The sequence below is a fragment of the Paenibacillus sp. 2RAB27 genome (genome assembly GCF_052115445.1).
Classification (GTDB): Bacteria; Bacillota; Bacilli; order Paenibacillales; family NBRC-103111; genus Paenibacillus_E.
In genome coordinates this window covers 1-14275 of the sequence record NZ_JBFRGR010000003.1, presented here as the reverse complement: position 1 = coordinate 14275, position 14275 = coordinate 1, and the positions used below count along the sequence as shown (strand labels likewise).

Annotated in this window: 15 protein-coding genes, 12 tRNA genes, 1 rRNA gene and 1 riboswitch; of the genes, 1 reads left to right on the top strand and 27 read right to left on the bottom strand. The window is 47.4% G+C overall.

Annotated features, from left to right (window positions below):
• Positions 1–38: 38 nt before the first annotated feature.
• The 3 genes from lspA to AB4114_RS05335 all read right to left on the bottom strand — a co-directional run bounded on the left by lspA (position 39) and on the right by AB4114_RS05335 (position 1598).
• Complete coding sequence (gene lspA / locus AB4114_RS05345) at positions 39–515, bottom strand: signal peptidase II (RefSeq protein WP_441987495.1); 477 nt, start codon at positions 513–515, stop codon at positions 39–41.
• A 157-nt stretch (positions 516–672) separates the two neighbouring features.
• Positions 673–1308, bottom strand: coding sequence for an HAD-IA family hydrolase (locus AB4114_RS05340; protein WP_441987494.1), 636 nt, complete (start codon positions 1306–1308; stop codon positions 673–675).
• Positions 1302–1598 (bottom strand): hypothetical protein, encoded by a 297-nt coding sequence (locus AB4114_RS05335; protein ID WP_441987493.1) that lies wholly within the window; start codon positions 1596–1598, stop codon positions 1302–1304. Before AB4114_RS05335 ends, AB4114_RS05340 begins: the two co-directional genes overlap by 7 nt.
• A gap of 164 nt (positions 1599–1762) precedes the next feature.
• Here AB4114_RS05335 and AB4114_RS05330 point away from each other — a divergent pair, with 164 nt between their 5' ends.
• Positions 1763–2365 (top strand): hypothetical protein, encoded by a 603-nt coding sequence (locus tag AB4114_RS05330; protein WP_441987492.1) that lies wholly within the window; start codon positions 1763–1765, stop codon positions 2363–2365.
• 633 nt (positions 2366–2998) lie between these two features.
• Here the strand turns inward: AB4114_RS05330 and AB4114_RS05325 are convergent.
• The 24 genes from AB4114_RS05325 to rrf form a co-directional block, all read right to left on the bottom strand.
• Complete coding sequence (locus tag AB4114_RS05325; protein WP_441987491.1) at positions 2999–4891, bottom strand: ABC transporter ATP-binding protein; 1893 nt, start codon at positions 4889–4891, stop codon at positions 2999–3001.
• A gap of 78 nt (positions 4892–4969) precedes the next feature.
• Positions 4970–5503, bottom strand: a complete 534-nt coding sequence (gene yyaC, locus AB4114_RS05320) for a spore protease YyaC (RefSeq protein ID WP_441987490.1) — start codon at positions 5501–5503, stop codon at positions 4970–4972.
• 225 nt (positions 5504–5728) lie between these two features.
• Positions 5729–6388 (bottom strand): hypothetical protein, encoded by a 660-nt coding sequence (locus tag AB4114_RS05315; RefSeq protein WP_441987489.1) that lies wholly within the window; start codon positions 6386–6388, stop codon positions 5729–5731.
• A gap of 182 nt (positions 6389–6570) precedes the next feature.
• On the bottom strand, positions 6571–7467 hold the full coding sequence (locus AB4114_RS05310) for a C40 family peptidase (RefSeq protein ID WP_441987488.1): 897 nt from the start codon (positions 7465–7467) through the stop codon (positions 6571–6573).
• Between the two features lie 3 nt (positions 7468–7470).
• Positions 7471–7632, bottom strand: a riboswitch (cyclic di-AMP (ydaO/yuaA leader).
• A gap of 97 nt (positions 7633–7729) precedes the next feature.
• The gene (locus tag AB4114_RS05305) at positions 7730–8242 is read right to left on the bottom strand and encodes a GNAT family N-acetyltransferase (RefSeq protein ID WP_441987487.1); all 513 of its coding nucleotides are present in this window, start codon (positions 8240–8242) and stop codon (positions 7730–7732) included.
• 64 nt (positions 8243–8306) lie between these two features.
• The gene (locus AB4114_RS05300) at positions 8307–9254 is read right to left on the bottom strand and encodes an acetylxylan esterase (protein ID WP_441987486.1); all 948 of its coding nucleotides are present in this window, start codon (positions 9252–9254) and stop codon (positions 8307–8309) included.
• A gap of 437 nt (positions 9255–9691) precedes the next feature.
• Positions 9692–9762 (bottom strand) — tRNA-Gly (locus AB4114_RS05295).
• Positions 9763–9780: 18 nt separating this feature from the next.
• Positions 9781–9857 (bottom strand) — tRNA-Pro (locus AB4114_RS05290).
• A 20-nt stretch (positions 9858–9877) separates the two neighbouring features.
• Positions 9878–9954, bottom strand: a tRNA-Arg gene (locus tag AB4114_RS05285).
• 6 nt (positions 9955–9960) lie between these two features.
• Positions 9961–10035 (bottom strand) — tRNA-Gly (locus tag AB4114_RS05280).
• A gap of 102 nt (positions 10036–10137) precedes the next feature.
• Entirely contained in the window at positions 10138–10836 is a 699-nt protein-coding gene (locus AB4114_RS05275) for an AIM24 family protein (RefSeq protein WP_441987485.1), read from the bottom strand.
• Between the two features lie 26 nt (positions 10837–10862).
• Positions 10863–11318 carry a hypothetical protein gene (locus AB4114_RS05270; protein ID WP_441987484.1) on the bottom strand — a complete coding sequence of 152 codons (456 nt, stop codon included), beginning with the start codon at positions 11316–11318 and terminating at the stop codon, positions 10863–10865.
• Positions 11319–11375: 57 nt separating this feature from the next.
• Positions 11376–12002, bottom strand: a complete 627-nt coding sequence (locus tag AB4114_RS05265; RefSeq protein ID WP_441987483.1) for a GyrI-like domain-containing protein — start codon at positions 12000–12002, stop codon at positions 11376–11378.
• A gap of 131 nt (positions 12003–12133) precedes the next feature.
• Positions 12134–12643 (bottom strand): ferritin, encoded by a 510-nt coding sequence (locus tag AB4114_RS05260; RefSeq protein WP_171634520.1) that lies wholly within the window; start codon positions 12641–12643, stop codon positions 12134–12136.
• A gap of 113 nt (positions 12644–12756) precedes the next feature.
• Positions 12757–13008, bottom strand: a complete 252-nt coding sequence (locus tag AB4114_RS05255) for a DUF1450 domain-containing protein (protein WP_171634521.1) — start codon at positions 13006–13008, stop codon at positions 12757–12759.
• Positions 13009–13163: 155 nt separating this feature from the next.
• Positions 13164–13243 (bottom strand) — tRNA-Leu (locus AB4114_RS05250).
• Between the two features lie 55 nt (positions 13244–13298).
• Positions 13299–13374, bottom strand: a tRNA-Lys gene (locus tag AB4114_RS05245).
• Positions 13375–13393: 19 nt separating this feature from the next.
• A tRNA-Asp gene (locus tag AB4114_RS05240) sits at positions 13394–13470 on the bottom strand.
• Between the two features lie 31 nt (positions 13471–13501).
• Positions 13502–13578 (bottom strand) — tRNA-Met (locus AB4114_RS05235).
• A 74-nt stretch (positions 13579–13652) separates the two neighbouring features.
• Positions 13653–13728, bottom strand: a tRNA-Val gene (locus AB4114_RS05230).
• Positions 13729–13808: 80 nt separating this feature from the next.
• Positions 13809–13883: transfer RNA gene (locus AB4114_RS05225), tRNA-Glu, on the bottom strand.
• 34 nt (positions 13884–13917) lie between these two features.
• Positions 13918–14009: transfer RNA gene (locus AB4114_RS05220), tRNA-Ser, on the bottom strand.
• 29 nt (positions 14010–14038) lie between these two features.
• Positions 14039–14114: transfer RNA gene (locus AB4114_RS05215), tRNA-Asn, on the bottom strand.
• 5 nt (positions 14115–14119) lie between these two features.
• Positions 14120–14236 (bottom strand): 5S ribosomal RNA (gene rrf, locus AB4114_RS05210).
• Positions 14237–14275: the final 39 nt, after the last annotated feature.

Below are 14275 nucleotides of genomic sequence, written 5' to 3'. Positions count from 1 at the left end.
TAGATCTATACCAACTCTTCATTTGAGGGCTTAAATACCTAGGAAATTTGTGGATTCTTCCCATTTCCTTTCCATCTGCCTCTCTGCGATAGAAGCATGTCCACTACATACAGCACAACACCCAAATTAATCGCAATATCCGCTAGATTCATAATCCCATTCCCGGAGTTAATGACGATGAAATCGGTGACCTTCCCGAAAAGAAGCCGTTCAATTCCGTTGCCAATCGCCCCACCCACAAGGAATGCAGCTGCACTTTGTTTTAACGTCCCTGGGAAGCCCCCTTTTTTACGATACCACCAAATCCCTGCGACAATGAGAACCGCGAGAACTCCAAGTATAGGAGCCCAGCCTTGCAACGAACTGCCAGCTGCCCCACTATTTTGATAATACGTGAAGGAAATGAAATCTTTATAAAAGGGCATGGATTCGCCAACCGTCATCACCGAACGTATCCAATACTTAGTCAGCTGATCGACAGCTGTAATCACAACAATGATTGAATAAAATAGCATGCTATCACTCCCATCGACTCTCAAACTTTAACCTCACTCTTATTTTACTTGAAACGGATGGTTACCTGTTAATTCTGCGATTCTCGGTTTTCTTGCATGATAAAAAGCCCCCTCAGTCCCTCCCTGTGGCGGCTCTTGACTATTCCTGCTGTAGTCCTCAACTTAGGCTAATTAGTGTTCGATATAGCTCACCAGGCGTGTTTGCCATGTAGTCAGGACTTCCACTATGGAGTAGCTGAGGTGAATCATATCCCCACGTCACAGCTACGATTGGCACACCTAACTTCTTACAGGATTCAATATCTCGCAATTCATCACCGACATAAATCATCCGTGTAGGCGTGGTTCCCCATTGCTTCATCACTTTGCGAATCGAATGATGTTTGCCGAAAATATGTTTCGCAGAAATGATCTCCTTAAATGCACCTTCCAACTTATTTTTTCGTAAAAAAAGCCGAATATTTGCTTCTGAATTGGAAGAAAGAATCGAGCTCTTAACCCCTTGTGTGGAAAGCTTCGCAATAACCTCTTTCATACCAGGCACGATTTGCAGTGATCGGATATTCTCGTGGTAGAGCTGCCGTCCTGCCACCATCAGCTTAGGAATTTGGAGCACGGGAACCCCTAAGCGATCTACGCGTTCAGATATCGACATCGAGCGCAACGGACCCAAATCCTGTTCGCTGATGGGACGGAAGCGATGTTGAATGGCCATTTCATTATAAAGCTTTACCAGGAGCGCCCTGGAATCGACAAGTGTCCCGTCAAAATCAAATAGGATGTGTTTTACCATCTGGGTGTATATACAAATAAGGCCGGACCCTCGGGCGGCACTTGGCGAATTTGGTTATGTTTAAACTCTTGGGCTGGGTCTAGGACCACATGCGGATTACTTACGGTTCGCAAATCCTCCCACGTACAAGAAACACCGTGGTCATAACCCGTTGCACCACCTGCGAACATTTTACAGCCATTGCAGTATTGCTCCTTTTGCTGCGCGTCGAGCTTCACAACTTTATTACGAAGACAACAGTAAATTTCATTAACTGTATTACATACATTAATATGAGTGATCATAGCCATTTACCGTCAACTCCTTGCGGCACTTTGAGTGTGTAATAGTAAGTTTATCGAACTACTATTAAGTGTATGACACAATTTTGTAAACGGAATAACATTTCTCACGATGAGCCGTCCAAATTTGCTACAATTAGGAAATACACTAACAGGTTTGGAGGTACTTCCCCATGCAGGACTCTTTGCATTATGTAATTCCGTTTCTTATCTTTGGCTTTTTTATTTATCGACGGGTGAGGCGCACCATTGGCTTTCAAAAGCTTTCACGTGGCAGGCTCACCTTTCGTCTGTCGCTGTTCAGCCTCTTGGGAGTGGTCATCTTCCTCTTGGGCTTCGTTCATCCCATCCATTTCATCGGCTACTTGATCGGACTGGCTGGCGGCGCCTTGCTCGGGCGAACGGCAATTCGCCATACCCGCTTCGAGCATCGAAGTGATGGCTGGTACTATCGTACACATCTCTGGATTGAGATCACCGTCCTTGTTCTCTTCCTAGGTCGCATCGCGTATCGCTACGCTAGCGTGGCTATTTCCACGGGGGCAACAACTTCCTTCAACCCTGCTGAATTCTCACAATTTACAAAGGATCCCATCACCGCTGGCGTTTTCTTCATCATCGTGTCGTACTACGTTTTGTTTTTCGGCTACTTACTGCGCGAAGGAACCAAACTGGATCCGGCAGGATTGGCGGATAGCGATGATGGCGTGATCGGGAACCATGGGGCTCCCGGAACAGGGGTTTCTAGCCCTCAGGCGAATGTTCGGGTGGAGTAACGGAACATGAGGGCGTTAATTGGAGGATTCCACCAATTCCAGTGAAGTTGCGGAACGTGAGGACGCTATTTCAGCGTGATATGCCGATTTGTGGCTGAAAATTCGGAGATAGCGGATCTACGTTCCGTTTTGCTCCGCCACTCGACTGCCACTGTCTATACCCATTGGATATATCCACTGTAACTTCCTGATCGGGGCTGAAATTAGGCTTATCATTGGATTAATCCAGTCTACTAACTCCTTTCGAGCCAATAAAAGACCCTTTTCTGTGATTTGAGTGGATTTGTCCAATCAAATTAAACAATTGGCTACATGTAAGAGCACTACATTGGATTTATCCAATGGGCAGAATGGTGGTGGGATGGGTATGTAATTATTTTCCTCTTTTGGTGGTGTATAGTAATTTCTCTCCCTCTACTCCTACGTTAATTGGTACGCTTACGCACACACTATATCATTTAAACAAATTAGGTAGTTACAAGAAAGGGATATTCCCCTAGGTCAATTGACCTAGGGGAATATCCCTTTTAATCACCCGTAGGTGGAGTAACCTGTCTGTCGCCGCACATTCAGTGGCAGTGCTCACAAATAACGCCCTTTGGGGGCGTTATTTGCTACGCCGCGGAGACGCGGCTAGCCTAATCCGCCCTTCGCTGCCTCCTCGGCAGCCTTCGCGAACTGCGTGCTGTACAGCCGTGCGTACAGCCCTTCAAGCGCCAGCAGCTCGCTGTGCGTGCCCCGCTCCACGACGCTGCCCGCTTCGATCACCAGAATGTGATCGGCGGCCAGCACCGTGGAGAGCCGGTGCGCGATCACGAGCGTCGTGCGCCCTTGCATCAGCTCCTCGAGCGCCGCCTGCACATAGGACTCGGATTCCGAGTCCAGGTGCGACGTCGCCTCATCGAGGATGAGGATGCGCGGGCGCTTCAGGATCGCGCGAGCAATCGCGATCCGCTGGCGCTCGCCACCGGAGAGCCGGTGGCCGCGCTCTCCGACCATCGTGTCGTACCCTTCGGGAAGCGACACGATGAAATCGTGGATGTAGGCCTGCCGACAAGCGGCCTCCATCTCCTCACGCGTAGCGTCCTCCCGCGCGAAGCGCAGGTTGTCGCCAATCGTCGCGTGGAACAGAAAGGACTCCTGCGTCACGTACGCGATCTGCGCGCGCAGCGACGCTAACTCCACGTCGCGGACGTTCACGCCGTCGACCTCAACAGCACCGGCTGTCGGGTCATATAGCCGCGCGATCATCCCGATCAGCGTCGACTTCCCTGCGCCGCTAGGTCCAACAAGCGCGACCATCTCACCAGGCTGCGCCTCGAAGGTGATGTCGCGCAGCGCATACTGCACCTTCTCCCTTGCCTTTTGTTCCCCCGGTGTAGCCTTTTGCCCTGCTTCCGCAAGCTTCCCTTTCTCCCTCGCTCTGCTCTGCTCCCCAACCTTATAAGCAAAAGACACCTGCTTATACCTCACATGCCCCGCCACAGGCCCTAACTGGCGCGCGCCTTCTGCATCCATCACATCAGGCACCATGTCCTGATACTCGAAAATCCGCTGGAATACCCCCAGCGCTGTCGCTACCTCGACATGTAGATTCAGCAAGGTCCMTACTGGCATATACAACCGTCCCAAATACGCCGTAAACGCGACGATCGAGCCTAAAGTCATATCACCCTGAATGACGGAGTAGCCGCCATAGATATAAATAATAGCCGTGCCTAACGGTCCTAACGTGCTCGTTGCCATTCCGAACCAGCGGCCGACCAGATTGAGCCGCAGCTCGAGATCCATCACCTTTTGATTCATCGTTGTGAATTCTTGTTCTTGCTGCTTCTCTCTGCCAAAAATCCGCGTCAACAACGCACCCGAAATGCCGAAATTTTCATTCAGCTGCGAAGTGATGTCTGAGCGCACTTTCTGGGTTTCGATCCGTAGCTCTTTCCGCAGCTTGGATACCTTTTTCACAGGCAAGACGAAAAGTGGCAGGATAAGCACTGATATAATCGCCAGCTTCCAATCTAACGCAAACAAGATACCAATTGTCGTGAAAACGACGACGATTTGCGTGATCGAAGAGACGACAATGGACGTAACCACACTCTGTACCGACTGCACGTCCCCTGTGATCCGCTGAACAATTTCGCCAGAGCGCGCGTCCGTGAAGAACGACATCGATTGCCGCTGTAAATTATGAAACAACGACTGCCCCAAATCCCGAATAACCCCTTGGGTTACTTTGGTATTGAGATGGTTCTGCCATACGCCCACTACTCCGCTCAACACAGGCAGCACGATTAACAGCAGCGCCATTACGGACAATAGCTGAACACGTCCCTGCGGAATTGCGGTATCAATAATTTCCTTCATGACTAGAGGCGGGATCAACCCCATCACTGCCGCAAGCAGTGCCAAGCCGATAATGACCAAGAGCTGTCCCCAATATCTTTTGAACAATAACAAAATCCTGCGTATCGATACATCCTTTAACTTGGCCTTTGGACGATTCCGGTCGGAAAGCCGCCCCATTCCCCCTGGCCCACCTGCTCCACCTGGTCCGATCACTCACCCATCACTCCGATCTTTCTCCTCTTTGCTGCCCCTCAGCTACAAAGGAATGGCATAAACAATTGCCCGGATTACTTCTTCTGCCATCTGCATAACACGAAATAACGAAGTCGTTTGCAGGACGTTATACTGTCTAGGTCCATCCACATTCACGATCGCTGCAATCGTGTAATCACCAATTGGAGGTAAATCTTTACCTACTGATTTCCCTGGAGCCAGTGGCTGGTTCGACAATTGGTACAAACCCACACTTAATTTCCGTCCCAAACAAGCATCTATCGCAATAACGACAACATTCGGTGGGATTTCCTGCAAGCGCACGGCCAAATTAGTAGCATCACACGGTGCTGCAAGCGTGCCAATGACGTACGGATAGCCCAGCTCTGCAAGCCTACTCCCCACAAGTGGACCTAGTGCATCGCCAGTTGAGCGATCTGTCCCTATACATACAAAAGCAATCCGACTAGGCTCCAGCCCCTTGCTCAAAGCAATCATTTGCAGAAGCTGCCCTAACTGCTCGCCATCTACTTTTTTCCAAAACTGCTCCTGCAGCCCCATCGGTTCTTTCTCCATCTTTGCCTCCCTTTCAGGCATGTACACCTAACCTTTCACCTGATGCATAATAGTTCCATTCTTTCACATGGAGGCGGGCTGTGTCCACTTGTATACTTCCATATTCGCATACACCAAATAAGCGTTACTCGACGACCGAGCAAAGCCTATTCATGCCGCTTATAGAGGTTGTTCAAAAACTCCACTTTTGATCACGAAGTAGTCCATGAAGCGTATTCAACCTTCTTAATGTACGCGATTCATTCGAACAATGCGATAATAGAGCTGATCGCTGACCTCTTGCTCCACTTCCAGATAACCTTCTGAGTGAACATAATCCCCTAACATGAACGTGGAAGCATCCGCCGAATCGGCATGTGTAAGAAAGAGCAGCGCTACCTTATCATCCCCAACCACAAATCCAACCTGTTCCTTCACCTGAAATTTCTCTAGAATTTTGCCATGATGTGATCTCACGATATGATGGAACCGCCAAATGCCTTCTTCCTGAATGATAAAATAAAGCACACGATTGCGATGCGCATTGCTAAACTCCCGCGTCACACCGATCATACACACCTTCTCACCAACACGTAAATATTCATCAATCACATAAGATTTCAGTCGTAACCGATTCACATTCTTGCTCTGAATATAAGTTTCCATCTCATCTATTGAGCGCTGATCTCTCGGATCTTGTTTTGTTGCATAAAATACTTCTTTAATAAACGTATCTGTTTGGAATTGCCTAGCCCCTTTGAAATGGTTATACGTATGAAAAAATTGCTTAATCACGACCCGAATGTCTTCTGGTATGGCAGGACCTGTTTCCACGTTATACATGCGATCTGTTCGACCCGACAATTTAATTTTATGAAACAAGCTTTTCCAGACACTGACTTGCATGCCGTACGCGCCACCTACTTTCTTCCAACCATTGTTCCATTATAGGCTATAATTCTCAAAAATTCGATAAGAATCGCACAAATTCGCGCAAAAAATAGAGCATCTGCCGCTTTGCTTTCAATAAAGAAAGACTTAGCGAACATACGCTCTTAGATCGATGATTTACTTGATTTCGTAACTACCTATAACACGCGTTTAGCACCTACATATCTGGAGCCCCAATAGGAGCTAGCGAGACTATCAACCGTTACACCAACGGATGTTGTCGAGGAAATGAATTGATTATTTCCGATGTAAATGCCTACATGGTTGACGATACCAGAAGCAAAGAAGACGAGGTCTCCCGCTTTCAAATCCGTCACTCTCGCCCCCGCATTATCGTACATTTGCACGGAGGTGCGTGGCAGCTCGATACCTTTGGCCTCGTATACATAACGAACGAATCCAGAGCAATCAAAACCCTTAGGTGTAGTTCCTCCCCATCGGTACGGTGTCCCTTTGAACGTCGTTGCAGCTTGAATAATTTGAGCTGCAATGGATGACTGAACGACCTTGGCCACTGGGGCTGCTAGAGCTGCTGGTGGCGGTGCAATCCAGGCTGGCTTATGAGTCTTGCCGTCCTCTTCCACGATGGCAATTTTATTCGCATCGTTCCACGCAATCGCAGATCCAAACGTCTCTGTAACAAAGCGTAGAGGGACATAGGTACTCCCTTTAACCAAAGTTGGACTGCTCTCTAATTCAACTAACTTACTGTTCACGATCGCTTGCTCTTCGTCCGTTGTGAGTTGAATCGCCTGCTCCTTGTTCATCAGCGTGACGACGACTTCATCGCCTTGCTTCGCCCATCCCACTTGATAGCCTAACTTCTCCGATAGCACACGTAATGGCACCTGAAGTGTACCCTCCGTATCAATAAACGGCTGTACTTCCGGGAACTGCACCAAGTCATCATTGACTTGAACCTTCACCGAAGAGGTGTCTGGGGCAGCAGCATGCGTGGATGGAGCGGCGAACAGGAAAAAGGCTGCGCCTACAAGAGCGCATGAACAAATAAAGCTTTTGGTAAAAAGTTTCAAAACGTTGTGCCTCCTTGAAGCCTCCGAGGTTAGTTGACGGGTTCGGGAAGAGGTTTTCCCTAGCGCACCCATTAGCCTATGGCTAACTGAGCATTCATTCACCCCAAGTAAAGAAGTCCCCCGTACCAGAGCTTTCGATGCTCCGAGATTCGGCATTTTTTGTCTATATTAGACTAGCATAGTTCGTTTTAGGATGACAACTTTTGCGAGATGGTAAGTGTTTCCTTTCCTATGTAAAGCACAAAAAAAACAGCCACTCTTTTCAGAGCAGCTGCTTATACACCTCGGTAAATAGGATATGCTTACAGGGATTAAACTCATTTTCTGTCATCGGACTAGGATAACTCATGATGTTGAGAGGCAATTTCAGTTGCCCTTCTCTGAGTGGTGGCTGCGCATAAGGAAATAGGTTCAAATGGAAGCCGCAGCGCTTATAGAATTCAATTCTCCGCGTAGCATCTGAGGCAGTCGGAGGCTCGACTTCAAGTACGATAGGGGTACTTGCACGGCTCATATACGTCGTCAGCATTTGCTTGCCAATCCCACCGCCTCTTATGGCAGCGTTGACGGCGATATGTTCCACAAATCGAAACGTACTAAAGTTCCAACTGGCCAAGAAGCCAAGTAGCTGCCTTTGAGGATCTTTCTCGACATCGATGCTGTAATTAGGATGAGATAACAGTGCTCGTTGACCTTCATACGTCCTTATTTCAGTTACAGGAAAAGCGGCTTCCATCAGCTTAAATACCTCTTCAAATGAATCCATTTTTTCCATTTGTCAGCACCTCCCTTCAAGTTAGTAATAGGTTATCCAAGTGTGAAGCCTCTTACTTCAGACCTTACCATTTTGAGAAAAAGGCATGTGCCGCTGCATGAGAGCCAGGAGGTGTCGCGTGCCCCATGAAGGGGTACACTTCAATCGATTTGTGTGCTGATTCGATTCGGTTATACGCAGCGAAAATCGCTTCTGGCAAGCAGCACGTATCCTTCAATCCTACCGTAACGTGAACAGGCTGCTCAATTCGATCGCCCAAATTCACGATATCGAAATAGGAAACTGTTCGCAGTACATCTGGCAGATATTCTGGGAACCGGGTAACGAATTCCGCTGCCTCACTAAGTGAGCTGACCGATTGCAACAAGCCCAAATCCATGTGGCATAGATTCGGTACATGGGCAATGGTTGACCGAATACGCTTCTCAAGCGCGGTTACGAGTAGGGCAAGCCCTCCGCCCTGGCTTCCGCCGTATACGAATACCCGCTCACTGTCGATTTCTGGCTGCTCTAACGCGCAGTGTACAGCACGTAATGAATCGATCGCAACTGCACGATAGTAGCTCGTCTCCGCGTCGAGAATCCCCTGTGTAATCCAGCCCCTCGTCATGCCAGTCTCCTGTGGCAGCAGGTTACCGCTTTCGCCGCCTTGCCCGCGTACATCAACCGCAAGTACCGCATACCCCATAAGCAACCAAGCAGCATGATCCTCGGGTCTTCCCTTGGAGCCCGTATAGCCTGGGAATGTAACAATACAAGGTACCTTCTTAGACTTGCTCTCAGCATTAGGCAGTAACAACCAAGCATGAATCGGTGTTTCCGCAGCACCCTGCAAGACGATCTTATTCACTTCCGCTTGTATAAAAGGTGATGCTACCGGCTCTCTTGTATAGGATGCATCTTGCGTAGCTTCCGTATATGCACGCTCCCAGAATGCAGCCAGATCAGCAGGCGCCGTTAACTGCGATTGATACTGGTGTAACCCCTGAATACGATTTTCAATAGCGTTCATTTCGGTAAGTCCCCTTTGCATGTTTTTCCCATTTTAACCTAGATACACGTGTATGACTATTGGAAAATATGAATATGAAACGGAAGGTCGATGCTCTATGTCGATGAATCTGTCGGTTCTTTTGCGAACGCAAGAAGACTCCCGATTCGTGTTTAGATGTATAAACTACAGCTAATTTACTCGAATCTGATGTATTTTCGTGATTACATGGAGAAAGTACATTTAATTTATATGAAATTTGAAGAATCGACCAAATCGAAGGAATTTAACTACAGGAAATACAGTTAAGCTTTCGAATTCGAGAAATACGCTTCAAATAGATGGAGAAAATCCAGTTAAATTGCGGGAAGTAGGTTTATTACTCATCGAGCCCTAAAGGGTTCAATTCCCTAATAATGAAGAAAGAGACCACCCGAAGGTGGTCTCTTTCTTCTGTAAGCGGGCGGCGGGAATCGAACCCGCGCGATCAGCTTGGAAGGCTGAAGTTCTACCATTAAACTACGCCCGCATATAAAAAATTCTAAAATGGTCGGGACGACACGATTTGAACATGCGACCCCCTGCTCCCAAAGCAGGTGCTCTACCAAGCTGAGCTACGTCCCGTAGTGAATATAAAGTGTAAATGGCGCGCCCTGAGAGATTCGAACTCCCGACCTTTTGATTCGTAGTCAAATACTCTATCCAGCTGAGCTAAGGGCGCAAATATTGGAGCGGAAGACGGGGATCGAACCCGCGACCCTCGCCTTGGCAAGGCGATGCTCTACCGCTGAGCCACTTCCGCACGGTGTAATTTCTCTTTCGCTCATCAAGTGATTCTCTGAGGCGACAAGGAATAATATATCAGGTATTCAAAACAAATGCAACTTTTTTTTATATTTTTTTATTATTTTATGAAAACGCCCCCAAATGGCAGCACTTCCCGTGCTATGCGGCGCAGTAAGCTATCCGATTTCATATGCTCGTCCAACTTGGGATCTGGCTTACAAGGCTGCATAAGCACATGCCCATGCCCCGTAATCTCCCAGTGATAATTCATATGCTGACTTGCCAGAGTGTTGCCGTATACACAGAGGCGCAGCTTAGCTTGCCGCGGATAGGCAACAAGGCAACTCACATCAACATACAAAGGCTCCACAGCATCCAGGGCCATGTGATGTATAGGGCCAGCTGTTAGCAAACCTAGACTGCCGGGACCGTGAAACTGCATTTTAACTAAATCTTGCGTGATCAACGTGTTCTTCACACTCTGTAGATGCGTTGTAAAGGTCACACCTTCCGTATAGAACAGCACATGTCGAAATTCAAACAATAGATCATCTTCGGCTTCCAAAGGCACGACAGCCAAACTATACGCTTCTGGCAATCCCATTAACACACGCCCAGGACCGAGTATACGTGATTGGATCAACCGCTTCTTCCTATACATGCTGGGAAGCTTCATCAGTGCATCTTCACGCTGCTCAGGCCTTCCCTGAAATGCAACAATTTGGTTGGGATGCAGTACATGCACAGCCTCTCCCTTTAGAAGCTGCAGTGTAGCCATCCTAGCTTGTGAGCTTGCATTTTCATAGATGATCTCCAAACCACACAACCTCCTCACCAATGCTGTTAGCGCATTCCACGCTTCCTTCTCTGCCAAACGAAGAAGCGAAACACACGTCCAAGCAAGAAATAGCCTACAACCAACGCGGCAGCAGTAATCACCATGTAGGTTATTTTGCGATTTCGTTTATCCTTATCCAGCGCAACTTGTTCCATCGCCTTCAAACGTTCTTGTAACTGCTCGTTGTCCTTCTTAAGTGCCTCATTCTGACTGAGGAGACGATCCTCGATTTCTTGCGACTGCCTGACGGCTTCCGACAACTTGTCTTTCTGCTCTTCTAATTGCTGCTTCGTAGCCTCATAATCCTTCTGGATTTGTTCTACATTGCTTGGCAATTGATAGATTTCTTTTACCCGATCCAACCAAGATGCGTGGGCCGCGGGCGTGGGATACATGAACCCGACGATGATGATAAGGACACCAATAGCTCGTCCAAACCTAGATATGCTACGTATTCGCACCCGCTATCCCTCCCCATGGTTGGCTGCTCGACATTATGTTCTATTTTACAGCAAAATTCACCCCATCACCACTTTTACCGCTTCAACAGGATATCTCAAAATCGTTTTCATTTTATCAGGCTCTATCTTCCTCAGATCCGATAAGTAGATCTCATGATGAAGACCACAGATCCTTAGCTGGTTCTGCTCTATATATGGATACATTTGAGAAAGTGTTTCCGGTTCAGTCGCATATGGTCCAACGTGCAGCATCTGGACACAGGTTCCCTCGTTCAAGGATTCATAGCCTACATTAGCTATTAGCTTCAGTTCCTTTTTCTTTACCATTGCAGCTGTACGTGCTTCTTCCACAACCTCACCCGCCACATACGTTGGCATGCGAATCAATAACTTCCAATGCCATTCTTCCCTCGGTACCTCCAAGGCCGTTCGGGGATCCCCATCTACCCACCATTGCCCTTCCAGCTTCGCTACTGTGAAATCTTTCTCCAGCTTCTTGTAATGCCCTTTAACGCCGTAGGCGACCGAATACAGCGCTTCTGTAGCGTTAGCGAAGATGGTACCGTTGGGATCTCCTTTGCCAACAATACTTACATAGGAGATAGGTTCAAAAACAACGAGTTCTGGCTTCGTTGAAGCTGTGTAATATGCTTTATAGGTCTTGGCTAGATCTAATTTCTCCATGATGCACTTCCTTTCTTTTTCTATTACTATACAAAATAAACCCTGACAACCTTATGTCAACAAACAGAAAAAACTTACCCTTCGCATAATTGCGAACAAGTAAGTTTTTGTCTCATGAAAAGGATATGTAATTATTCCGCAGCTGGCGGTGTGAAAGAACGTTGTGCAAATTCCGCATCCAACATGTAGAACGCATTGCTATCTTTATCGATACGTTTCAGCTTGTTGATAATGCTATCGAACATAGCCTCTTCTTCAACCTGCTCGTCAATGAACCATTTCAAGAACTGCATAGTCGCATGCTCTCTATCATTCAATGCCAAATCGGATAGGTGATAAATCCGTTTCGTTACTTCTTGCTCATGCAGATAAGCATGTTCAAATGCGTCCAAAATTGATTCGTACTGATTCACAGGCGTGTTCATGCCATCAAAGCTGACCTTTTTCCCACGGTCATTAATAAATTTAAAAATCTTCATGGCATGAAACTTCTCTTCTTCTGCTTGTACTTTAAAAAAGTTCGAAAATCCATCCAAGCTTTCCGCAGCGCAATAACCAGCAATAGCTAAGTAGACGTGCGCGGAATAAAACTCATAATTCATCTGCTCATTGAGCGCTTGTGTTAGTGTATCGTTTAGCATCTGTGCACACACCTTTCTGTATGGTTATCTCTTGCGTATTCCCCATACATACAAGATTAACAGAATTGTACATGCAAATACAAACGGAAGTAATAATTTTAGCAGATTTAGGTTCAAGCCGTCACACTTTTGGCCTTCGACGCCGATATGATTTCTTTAATCTGAGCATATAAATGGTCCGGTGACTCCGCGCAAAGCAGCTTCTTCTTCCCGATCATGGCGATACATTCTTTCTTGCAATGCCGGCAATTGCCTAAGCATTCCTTCTTCTTTTGTTTCAAGTCTGGATACTCGTGCTTCAACGACTTATATATTTGTTTCGATCCGAATTTCTCATTTCTGCAGCAGTATTTAATCGTTTTCAAAATGCGATCTCCTCCCGCCATTTCGCGTCAATCACTACTCTTGATATTAGTGATAATAATAATCAATGTCAACCATATTTTAGATATGCATGTACGAAAAAAAAAGCTTTCTTCTATCCCCGTTAAAGGATGAAAGAAAGCTCTTTTTGTTTGGATGCGCGTAGAGGGACTTGAACCCCCACGGTCGCCCGCTAGATCCTAAGTCTAGTGCGTCTGCCAATTCCGCCATACGCGCATGCTAGTAAATCTGAGAGACTTTAGTCTTCGCCTAAAGATCCCTATGAATGAAATGGTGAGTCATGTAGGATTCGAACCTACGACACCCTGATTAAAAGTCAGGTGCTCTACCAACTGAGCTAATGACTCATATTGTATACATAAAAAATGGCGGAGCTGACGGGATTCGAACCCGCGGTCTCCTGCGTGACAGGCAGGCATGTTGGGCCACTACACCACAGCTCCACACTATGTAAATCTCCTCTTAGTAAGAGGTTGGTTGCGGGGGCAGGATTTGAACCTGCGGCCTTCGGGTTATGAGCCCGACGAGCTACCGGGCTGCTCCACCCCGCGACAATACTAGCATGATATTTTATTATTCCCAGAGAAAATTCAAGACATCCTAACTTTCTTCTGAGAAGATAAAATGGTGGAGGCTGACGGGATCGAACCGCCGACCCTCTGCTTGTAAGGCAGATGCTCTCCCAGCTGAGCTAAGCCTCCATGGGATTGTTCATTGGGGCCCACGCAAAGTATTCGGAATATGCTTGTCAGCAATACGTCACTTTGTGGGGAATTTTTGGTGGTGACCCGTAGGGGACTCGAACCCCTGTTACCTCCGTGAAAGGGAGGTGTCTTAACCACTTGACCAACGGGCCTCGTATACAGGCTTTTCTAATTTGAAAGCTCTTATGGCGGAGAGAGAGGGATTCGAACCCTCGAGACGCTTGTGACGCCTACACGATTTCCAATCGTGCTCCTTCGGCCAGCTCGGACACCTCTCCATAAAAAAGGCCTGGTATTTAAAAATAAATGGCTCCCCGAACAGGACTCGAACCTGTGACAACTCGATTAACAGTCGAGTGCTCTACCAACTGAGCTATCAGGGAACAATGCTTGGCAACGTTCTACTCTCCCAGAACCCTGCGGTTCAAGTACCATCGACGCTGGAAGGCTTAACGGTCGTGTTCGAGATGGGAACGCGTGGATCCCTTCCGCCATCATCACCAAACGTTGATGCTTCTGCCAGGAAACATCGAAAAACTAAACT

What these genes read in the sequence shown, in the direction of transcription:
- lspA (WP_441987495.1), bottom strand. Translation starts at nt 515, where the DNA reads ATGCTATTTTATTCAATCATTGTTGTGATTACAGCTGTCGATCAGCTG.
- AB4114_RS05340 (WP_441987494.1), bottom strand. Translation starts at nt 1,308, where the DNA reads ATGGTAAAACACATCCTATTTGATTTTGACGGGACACTTGTCGATTCC.
- AB4114_RS05335 (WP_441987493.1), bottom strand. Translation starts at nt 1,598, where the DNA reads ATGGCTATGATCACTCATATTAATGTATGTAATACAGTTAATGAAATT.
- AB4114_RS05330 (WP_441987492.1), top strand. Translation starts at nt 1,763, where the DNA reads ATGCAGGACTCTTTGCATTATGTAATTCCGTTTCTTATCTTTGGCTTT.
- yyaC (WP_441987490.1), bottom strand. Translation starts at nt 5,503, where the DNA reads ATGGAGAAAGAACCGATGGGGCTGCAGGAGCAGTTTTGGAAAAAAGTA.
- AB4114_RS05315 (WP_441987489.1), bottom strand. Translation starts at nt 6,388, where the DNA reads ATGCAAGTCAGTGTCTGGAAAAGCTTGTTTCATAAAATTAAATTGTCG.
- AB4114_RS05305 (WP_441987487.1), bottom strand. Translation starts at nt 8,242, where the DNA reads ATGGAAAAAATGGATTCATTTGAAGAGGTATTTAAGCTGATGGAAGCC.
- AB4114_RS05300 (WP_441987486.1), bottom strand. Translation starts at nt 9,254, where the DNA reads ATGAACGCTATTGAAAATCGTATTCAGGGGTTACACCAGTATCAATCG.
- AB4114_RS05265 (WP_441987483.1), bottom strand. Translation starts at nt 12,002, where the DNA reads ATGGAGAAATTAGATCTAGCCAAGACCTATAAAGCATATTACACAGCT.
- AB4114_RS05260 (WP_171634520.1), bottom strand. Translation starts at nt 12,643, where the DNA reads ATGCTAAACGATACACTAACACAAGCGCTCAATGAGCAGATGAATTAT.